The organism is Streptomyces sp. NPDC054849 (genome assembly GCF_053610945.1).
Window position 1 is genome coordinate 97,908 of record NZ_JBSGZI010000015.1, and the last position, 8,022, is coordinate 105,929.

Genomic DNA, 8,022 nt, shown 5'->3' on the forward strand with positions numbered 1-8,022 from the left:
GGACACGCCGGACACGCCGGACACGCCGGGACCCGGGGCGGGCAGGAGGTCCGGTCAGAGCGCCTTGCCGACCATCAGGCCCTCGCCCGCCACGTCGACCCGTACGGTGTCGCCGTCCCTGATCTCGCCGGACAGGATCTCCTTCGCCAGGCGGTCGCCGATCGCCGTCTGGATCAGGCGGCGCAGCGGCCGCGCCCCGTACGCCGGGTCGTTGCCCTTGTCCGCCAGCCAGGCCAGGGCCTCGGGCGTGACGTCCAGGGCCAGCCGCCGGTCCGCCAGGCGCCGCGCGAGGCGGCCGATCTGGAGCTCGGCGATGTGCGCGAGCTCGTCCCGGCTCAGGGCGGAGAAGACCACCAGGTCGTCCAGGCGGTTGAGGAACTCCGGCTTGAAGGAGGCCCGGACCATGTCCAGGACCTTGGTCTTCTTGTCCTCCGCCGACGTCACCGGGTCCATCAGGAACTGGCTGCCCAGGTTCGAGGTCAGGACCAGGATGGTGTTGCGGAAGTCCACGGTCCGGCCCTGGCCGTCCGTGAGGCGGCCGTCGTCCAGGACCTGCAGCAGGACGTCGAAGACCTCGGGGTGGGCCTTCTCCACCTCGTCCAGGAGCACCACGCTGTACGGGCGGCGGCGGACCGCCTCGGTCAGCTGGCCGCCCTCCTCGTACCCGACATAGCCGGGCGGGGCGCCGACGAGACGGGCGACGCTGTGCTTCTCGCCGTACTCCGACATGTCGATGCGGACCATGGCCCGCTCGTCGTCGAAGAGGAAGTCGGCGAGCGCCTTGGCCAGCTCCGTCTTGCCCACGCCCGTCGGACCGAGGAAGAGGAAGGAGCCGGTCGGGCGGTCCGGGTCGGCGATGCCCGCGCGGGTACGCCGTACGGCGTCCGAGACGGCGCGCACGGCCTCGCCCTGGCCGATCAGGCGGCGGCCCAGCTCGTCCTCCATGCGCAGCAGCTTCTGGGTCTCGCCCTCGAGGAGGCGGCCCGCGGGGATGCCGGTCCAGGCACCGACCACGTCCGCGATGTCGTCCGGGCCGACCTCGTCCTTGACCATCGTCCCCTTGGACGCCTCGGCCTCGGCCTCTGTGGCCTCCGCCAGCTCGCGCTCCAGGGTCGGGATCTCTCCGTAGAGCAGCTTGGAGGCGGTGTCGAAGTCGCCGTCGCGCTGCGCGCGCTCCGCCTGTCCGTGCAGGTCGTCCACGCGCTCCTTGAGCTCGCCGACCCGGTTGAGGGACTGCTTCTCCTTCTCCCAGCGGGCGGTCAGGCCCCGCAGGTCCTCCTCCTTGTCGGCGAGGTCCTTGCGGATCTTCTCCAGGCGCTCCAGCGAGGCCGGGTCGGACTCGTTCTTCAGGGCCAGCTCCTCCATGCGCAGCCGGTCCACCGCGCGCTGGAGTTCGTCGATCTCCAGCGGGGAGGAGTCGATCTCCATGCGCAGCCGGGACGCGGCCTCGTCGACGAGGTCGATGGCCTTGTCGGGGAGGAAGCGGGAGGTGATGTAGCGGTCCGACAGGGTCGCTGCGGCGACGAGGGCGCTGTCGTTGATGACCACCTTGTGGTGGGCCTCGTAGCGGCCCTTGAGCCCGCGCAGGATCGCGATGGTGTCCTCGACGGACGGCTCGGCGACCAGCACCTGCTGGAAGCGCCGCTCCAGCGCCGGGTCCTTCTCGATGCGCTCGCGGTACTCGTCGAGGGTGGTCGCGCCGACCATGCGCAGCTCGCCGCGGGCCAGCATGGGCTTGAGCATGTTGCCCGCGTCCATGGCGGAGTCGCCGCCGGCGCCCGCGCCGACCACCGTGTGCAGTTCGTCGATGAAGGTGATGATCTGGCCGTCGCTCGACTTGATCTCGGCGAGCACGGTCTTCAGCCGTTCCTCGAACTCACCGCGGTACTTGGCGCCGGCGACCATCGCGCCGAGGTCCAGGGCGACGAGGCGCTTGTTCTTCAGGGACTCGGGGACGTCGCCCTTGACGATGCGCTGGGCCAGGCCCTCGACGACGGCCGTCTTGCCGACGCCGGGCTCGCCGATCAGTACCGGGTTGTTCTTCGTGCGGCGCGAGAGGACCTGTACGACGCGCCGGATCTCGTGGTCGCGGCCGATGACCGGATCGAGCTTGCCCTCGCGCGCGGCCGCCGTGAAGTCGGTGCCGAACTTCTCCAGGGCCTTGTACTGACCCTCGGGGTCGGGGCTGGTCACCCGCCGTCCTCCTCGTGCGTTCTCGAAAGCGGTCAGCAGCTTCTTCGCGGTCGCGCCCTGGCCGGTGAGGACCTCGCCGGCCGCGCCGCCCTTGGCGGCGATGGCGATGAGCAGGTGTTCGGTGGAGAGGTACTCGTCACCGAGCCTGCCGGCCTGGGCGTCGGCCTCGGCCAGTACGGCGAGCAGGTCGCGGGTGGGCTGCGGGGGCGCGACGGTGGAGCCGGTGACGCTGGGCAGGGCGGCGAGCAGCCGCTCCGCGCCCATGCGGACGGCGGCCTGGTCGGCGTCGGCCGCGACCAGGAGGTCGATCACGTTCTCGTTGTCCTCGCCGGCGAGCAGGGCCAGCAGCAGGTGCGCGGGGGTCAGATCCGCATGCCCGTCCTTGACGGCCCTGCTGGTGGCCGCGTTCAGCGCGTCCCGGCTTCTGTTGGTCAGCTCGGCGTCCACTGCGTCTTCTCCTCTCCGGAGGGGTACAGAACTCACTCGGGCGAACTCTGACAGAATCAGCGTATGCAAAGTTGAGTCTATTCCACTCAAGGCAACTGAGGACACCATCGGGCCGTACCCTTCGGCCCATGTCCCATGACGTACTCAATCCGACGCCCGAGTACCTCGCCTTCTGGCGGGAGCGGCACGTCTGCACACTGACCACCCCGCGCCCCGACGGCACGCCCCATGTGGTTCCGGTGGGCGTGACGTACGACCCGGAGGCCGGGCTGGCACGGGTGATCAGCAACAAGCACAGCAAGAAGGTCCGCAACATCCTGGCGGCGCAGGCCGCGCAGCCGGGCGGGGCGCGGGTCGCGGTCTGCCAGATGGAGGGGCGCCGCTGGGCCACCCTCGAAGGGCGTGCGGTGATCCGCACGGACGAGGCGTCGGTCGCGGACGCGGTGGCGCGCTACGCGGAGCGCTACGGGCGCACTCCGTCGCCCAATCCCGACCGGGTCGTCATGGAGATCACCCTGGACCGGGCCATGGGGCGCGCCTGAGCCGTTGACGCTTCATCTTGTCCGGTTCAGGCACTGGACGCGGACATCACAACGGCGCCATCGTGGTCAGGTCCACGATGGCGCCGTTGTGTGGGGGTAGCGCCTGAGCGATCTGCAACGACGGGGGAATCGCTTCAGGCACTGCGGGGGGTGGCGGTGGTGATATCGGGTTCGAAGAGCTGGTGATCACGCTGATCGAGATTGACGAAGACCATTCCGTAGCGCACCTCGCAGCGGACGGGCTGCGGCGCGCCCCGCGGGCGGCGCAGGCACCGGTAGGCACGTACGTCCTCGTCCTCCTCGCGCACGACGACGATCGGTTGGCCGAACAGGGTGACCATCACCGAGTCGCCGGGGTGGGGGATGGCCGTGGCGAGATCGATGAACTGCCAGCCCGAGCGGTAGGCGGAGGCCATCTCGCGGCGGAAGCCGCGGTCGTCGGGGGTCATGCGGACACCGTCACAGGAGCGTCGGTCCACCCTGTATCGGCTTTACCGTCCAGCGGGCCGCTGGTCCAGCCGGTGTCCGCGTACTTGCCCACGGGCGCCGTCGTCCAGCCGGTGTCGAACTCCGTGCTCGTCAGGCTGGTTCCCTGACCTTCCCTAGCGCTCCCCGCGTCACTTTCGACGGCGCTGACTGCCCCAAAAACCGCAACGGCGGAGAAACCTATGGCAAGCACCGAGCGAAGCATTCTCTTGTACATGGTCGGCTTCGTCCTCACTTGATGGAATCCTCTCCCCCGCGTGACAGACGATGGCTCATTCAGGCACGTCAATGCCACAGGGACGATGCATCATGTTCTTGCATGTTCAGGACCCTGGGGGGTGGAGATTTGACGCGGAACGACACAAACCCGACACATCCCCACCCCGTCACGTCCATGTGCGCCGAGGGGACGCGGCTCTACGCGACAGCACTGAGCACGGGCCGGATCGCCCGGGGCGAGATCCAGAACGCCCCCTGCCTGCTTGAATTCGCTCTTCTGCAGCCCGACCCGGATGACGCGAACCAACTGCGTCCGGTTCCACCGTCCGTCGCTTTGGCTCAACGGCTCCATCCGATTGAACGCGAGATCCAGGACCGCCGACGCAGCGCTGTAGATCTCACCGACACTTTCGAGCCTTTCCTCGCCATCAGTGCACAGAGTCCGGCCAACACCCACGCCATCACGGTGCTGGAGGGCTTCGAACGGATCAACGCCGCCCTGAACCTCGCGACGGCCGAATGCCACACCGAGGTCCTGACGGTCCAGCCGGGCGGCGCCCGGCCCTCCGTGGCCCTCACCCAGGCCCTGGAGCGGGACCAGCCGCTGATCGACCGCGGGGTCAGCATACGGACCCTCTACCAGCACACCGCCCGGCACAGCCAGGGCACGCTCGCCTACGTGGACCGGATCTCCACGGGGAAGGTGGAGATCCGCACGCTCGAAGAGCTGATAGAGCGTCTCATCATCTTCGACCGCACGGTCGCCTTCATCCCGGTGAGCGACGACCGCCGGGTCGCCCTGGAACTGCGCCACCCGGGCCTGGTCGACTACCTCATCAAGGTGTTCGAACAGCTGTGGCACCGGGCCGTGCCGCTGCAGGAGGAGGTGACGTACCGGAGCACCCCCGGGGGGATATCGGGCGTGCAGCGGACCATCGCCCAGCTCCTCATCGAGGGCCACGTCGACGAGGCCATCGCCCGCCGCCTCGGCATGAACGTCCGCACCTGCCGCGCCCACATCGCCAAGCTCGCCACCACCCTCGGCAGCGGCAGCCGCGCCCAGCTCGGCTATCTCATCGCGCAGTCCGGCATCCTGGGCCGGCCCTCCGGCCCGGACCGGGACTGCGACGGGGACGCACACCACGACCGGGACCCGGACGGGGACGTGGACGCTGACGGGGACCGGGAAGGCCTCTAGAACGCCCTCAGGCCCCGCCCCGGGAGGGGCGGAGCCTGAAGAGGTGCGAAGAGACCGGGTCAGTCCAGCGGGCGCTTGGGGCTGGGCCTCCAGACCACCAGGGCACTGCCCGGCTGCGGAGGCTGGTACGGGACCAGATCGCGCCGGTACGAGGCGTGCACCTGGGCCTCGCGGGCCTGCAGCGTGGCCGCCGCGCCGTCCACCGCCGCGGAGAGCTCGGCCACGCGCTGCTGCAGCGCGGCGACCTGGTTCTCCAGTTCGATGATCCGCTTGATGCCCGCCAGGTTGATGCCCTCGTCCTGGGACAGCGCCTGCACCGTGCGGAGCAGTTCGATGTCGCGGGCCGAGTAGCGCCGGCCGCGGCCGGCCGTACGGTCCGGGGAGACCAGGCCGAGACGGTCGTACTGGCGCAGGGTCTGCGGATGCAGTCCGGAGAGCTGGGCGGCCACCGAGATCACGTAGACCGGGGTCTCGTCGGTGAGTTGGTAGCCCCCGCCCAGGCGGGAGGACTGTCGTCGGCGGCCGTCCATGGTCATGCTCCCTTCGCGGACTCGAACAGCGCGGAACGCGGGTCCTGCGACTCCGTCGCCTCGCGGTACATCTCCAGCGCCTCGCGGGCCTTGTCGGACAGCTCGGCCGGTACCGCCACTTCCACGGTCACCAGCAGATCGCCGCGGGTGCCGTCCTTGCGGACCGCGCCTTTGCCGCGGGCCCGCATGGTGCGGCCGTTGGGGGTGCCCGGCGGCAGCTTCAGCGTCACCGAGGGGCCGTTCAAGGTCGGGACCTTGATGTCGGCTCCCAGCGCCGCCTCCGCGAACGTCACCGGCACGGTCACGGTCAGGTTGTCGTCCTTGCGGCCGAACACCGGGTGGGTGTCGACGTGCACCACCACGTAGAGGTCGCCGGCGGGACCGCCGCGCTCGCCCGGCGCGCCCTTTCCGCGCAGCCGGATCCGCTGGCCGTTGGAGACGCCCGCCGGGATCCGGACCTGCATGGTGCGGGAGCTGCGGGCGCGCCCGCTGCCCTTGCAGACGTCGCAGGGGGTCTCCGCGATCAGGCCGCGGCCCTTGCAGTCCGCGCACGGGTCGGTCAGCGAGAAGCCGCCGCCGCTGCCGCGCGAGACCTGTCCGGTGCCGACACACGTAGGGCACACCCTGGGCGTGCCGTTCTTGTCGCCGGTGCCCGAGCAGGCCTTGCAGGGCGCCTGGGAGGACATCCGGAGCGGGACCGTGGCCCCGTCCACCGCCTCCGTGAAGGAGAGGGTGACCTCCGACTCGATGTCCTGGCCGCGGCGCGGCTGGGTACGGGGGCCCGTACCCGCGCCGGCGCCGCGGTTGAAGAGGCCGCCGAAGACGTCGCCGAGCCCGCCGCCGAAGCCGCCGGGCGCGCCGGCGCCCTGCTGCGTGCCCCCGAAGAGGTCGCCCAGGTCGAAGTTGAACGAGCCGCCGCCACCCGGCCCGGGGCGAAAGCCACCGTTGCCGAACAGGGCGCGCGCCTCGTCGTACTCCTTGCGCTTCTTCGCGTCGCCGAGGATGTCGTTCGCCTCGGAGATCTCCTTGAAGCGCTCCTCGGCGGAGGCGTCGCCCTTGTTGGCGTCCGGGTGGAACTCGCGTGCGAGCTTCCGGTACGCCTTCTTGATCTCGGCCTCGGTGGCGTCCTTCGGGACACCGAGGACCTTGTAGTAGTCCTTCTCGACGAAGTCCTTCGTGCTCATCCCCGGTGTCCCTCCTCTCGTGCCTCTACGTGTGGTGCATCAGCCCTTGTCGGGGGCATCCGCGTCCTTGTCCGACGGCGCTTCGCCCTCCGCGGACTCGGACTTGGGGGCCGCGCCCGGCTGGGGCTCGGCCACCGCGACCCGTGCGGGACGGATCGTACGCTCGCCGATCCGGTACCCCGGCTGAAGGATCGCCACGCAGGTCGTCTCGGTGACGTCCGGCGCGTACGAGTGCATCAGGGCCTCGTGGATCGTCGGGTCGAAGGGCTCGCCCTCCTTGCCGAACTGCTGCAGACCCATCTTGGCGGCGACCGTCTCCAGCGATTCGGCCACCGACTTGAAGCCGCCGACCAGCTCGCCGTGCTCCCGCGCCCGGCCGATGTCGTCCAGGGTCGGGAGGAGCTCCGTCAGGAGGGACGCGACCGCGATCTCCTTGACGGTGATCCGGTCCCGCTCCACCCGGCGGCGGTAGTTCTGGTACTCCGCCTGGAGCCGCTGGAGGTCCGCGGTGCGCTCGGAGAGCGCCGTACGGGCCTGGTCCAGCTGCGCCAGCAGGGCTGCGTCCTGCGCGATGTCCCCGGCCGGGGACGCCCCCTCCGCCGTGTCGGCGGAGTCGGCGGCCTTCGGCTCGGCGTCGTCCTGAGCGGCGTCGGCGGGGACTTCAGGCTTCTCGTCGAAGCCCGGGGTCTCCTCCGACATCAGGCAGCACCGCCCTTCGGCTTCTCGTCGTCGACGATCTCGGCGTCGACAACGTCGTCGTCGGCCTTGGCCTGGCCCGCGTCACCGGCGCCGCCGGCGGCACCCTGGGCCGCCTGGGCGTCGGCGTAGATCGCCTGGCCGAGCTTCTGGCTGACCGCCGCGAGCTTCTCGGTCGCGGTGCGGATCTCGGCCGTGTCCTCGCCCTTGAGCGTCTCCTTCAGCTCGGAGACGGCGGTCTCGACCTCGGTCTTGACGTCGGCCGGGACCTTGTCCTCGTTGTCCTTGAGGAACTTCTCCGTCTGGTAGACGAGCTGCTCGCCCTGGTTGCGGGACTCGGCCGCCTCCTTGCGACGGAGGTCCTCGTCCGCGTACTGCTCCGCCTCCTGGCGCATGCGGTCGACCTCGTCCTTGCCGAGCGAAGAGCCGCCGGTGACGGTCATCTTCTGCTCCTTGCCCGTGCCGAGGTCCTTGGCCGTGACGTGCATGATGCCGTTCGCGTCGATGTCGAAGGAGACCTCGATCTG

Annotated in this window: 9 protein-coding genes; 2 read left to right on the forward strand and 7 right to left on the reverse strand. The window is 70.2% G+C overall.

All coding sequences use genetic code 11. The annotated features are described in order from the left end of the window. Window positions 1-54: 54 nt before the first annotated feature. A complete protein-coding gene (gene clpB / locus ACWGIF_RS09960) occupies window positions 55-2,640 on the reverse strand; it encodes an ATP-dependent chaperone ClpB (RefSeq protein ID WP_453493756.1) in 2,586 nt (861 codons plus the stop codon). A gap of 128 nt (window positions 2,641-2,768) precedes the next feature. On the opposite strand from clpB, the gene ACWGIF_RS09965 reads away from it, so the two are divergent. After that, window positions 2,769-3,182, forward strand: coding sequence for a pyridoxamine 5'-phosphate oxidase family protein (locus ACWGIF_RS09965; protein WP_385169965.1), 414 nt, complete (start codon window positions 2,769-2,771; stop codon window positions 3,180-3,182). Window positions 3,183-3,316: 134 nt separating this feature from the next. On the opposite strand, the gene ACWGIF_RS09970 is transcribed toward ACWGIF_RS09965, so the two are convergent. After that, complete coding sequence (locus ACWGIF_RS09970) at window positions 3,317-3,631, reverse strand: Rieske (2Fe-2S) protein (RefSeq protein WP_326588911.1); 315 nt, start codon at window positions 3,629-3,631, stop codon at window positions 3,317-3,319. Further along, entirely contained in the window at window positions 3,628-3,903 is a 276-nt protein-coding gene (locus ACWGIF_RS09975) for a hypothetical protein (RefSeq protein WP_453493760.1), read from the reverse strand. Before ACWGIF_RS09975 ends, ACWGIF_RS09970 begins: the two co-directional genes overlap by 4 nt. 84 nt (window positions 3,904-3,987) lie before the next feature. Here ACWGIF_RS09975 and ACWGIF_RS09980 point away from each other — a divergent pair, with 84 nt between their 5' ends. Then, window positions 3,988-5,085, forward strand: a complete 1,098-nt coding sequence (locus tag ACWGIF_RS09980) for a helix-turn-helix transcriptional regulator (protein WP_453493763.1) — start codon at window positions 3,988-3,990, stop codon at window positions 5,083-5,085. A gap of 59 nt (window positions 5,086-5,144) precedes the next feature. Here ACWGIF_RS09980 and ACWGIF_RS09985 read toward each other — a convergent pair whose 3' ends face one another. From ACWGIF_RS09985 to ACWGIF_RS10000, 4 genes are all read right to left on the reverse strand, one after another. Next, window positions 5,145-5,615, reverse strand: a complete 471-nt coding sequence (locus tag ACWGIF_RS09985) for a heat shock protein transcriptional repressor HspR (RefSeq protein ID WP_202200548.1) — start codon at window positions 5,613-5,615, stop codon at window positions 5,145-5,147. A gap of 2 nt (window positions 5,616-5,617) precedes the next feature. After that, window positions 5,618-6,799 carry a molecular chaperone DnaJ gene (gene dnaJ, locus ACWGIF_RS09990; protein WP_453493767.1) on the reverse strand — a complete coding sequence of 394 codons (1,182 nt, stop codon included), beginning with the start codon at window positions 6,797-6,799 and terminating at the stop codon, window positions 5,618-5,620. A 39-nt stretch (window positions 6,800-6,838) separates the two neighbouring features. Then, window positions 6,839-7,498, reverse strand: coding sequence for a nucleotide exchange factor GrpE (gene grpE, locus ACWGIF_RS09995; protein WP_453493770.1), 660 nt, complete (start codon window positions 7,496-7,498; stop codon window positions 6,839-6,841). Beyond that, window positions 7,498-8,022: Hsp70 family protein (locus ACWGIF_RS10000; RefSeq protein ID WP_453493773.1), on the reverse strand; the 525-nt coding region annotated here is incomplete at its 5' end. The genes grpE and ACWGIF_RS10000, both read right to left, overlap by 1 nt.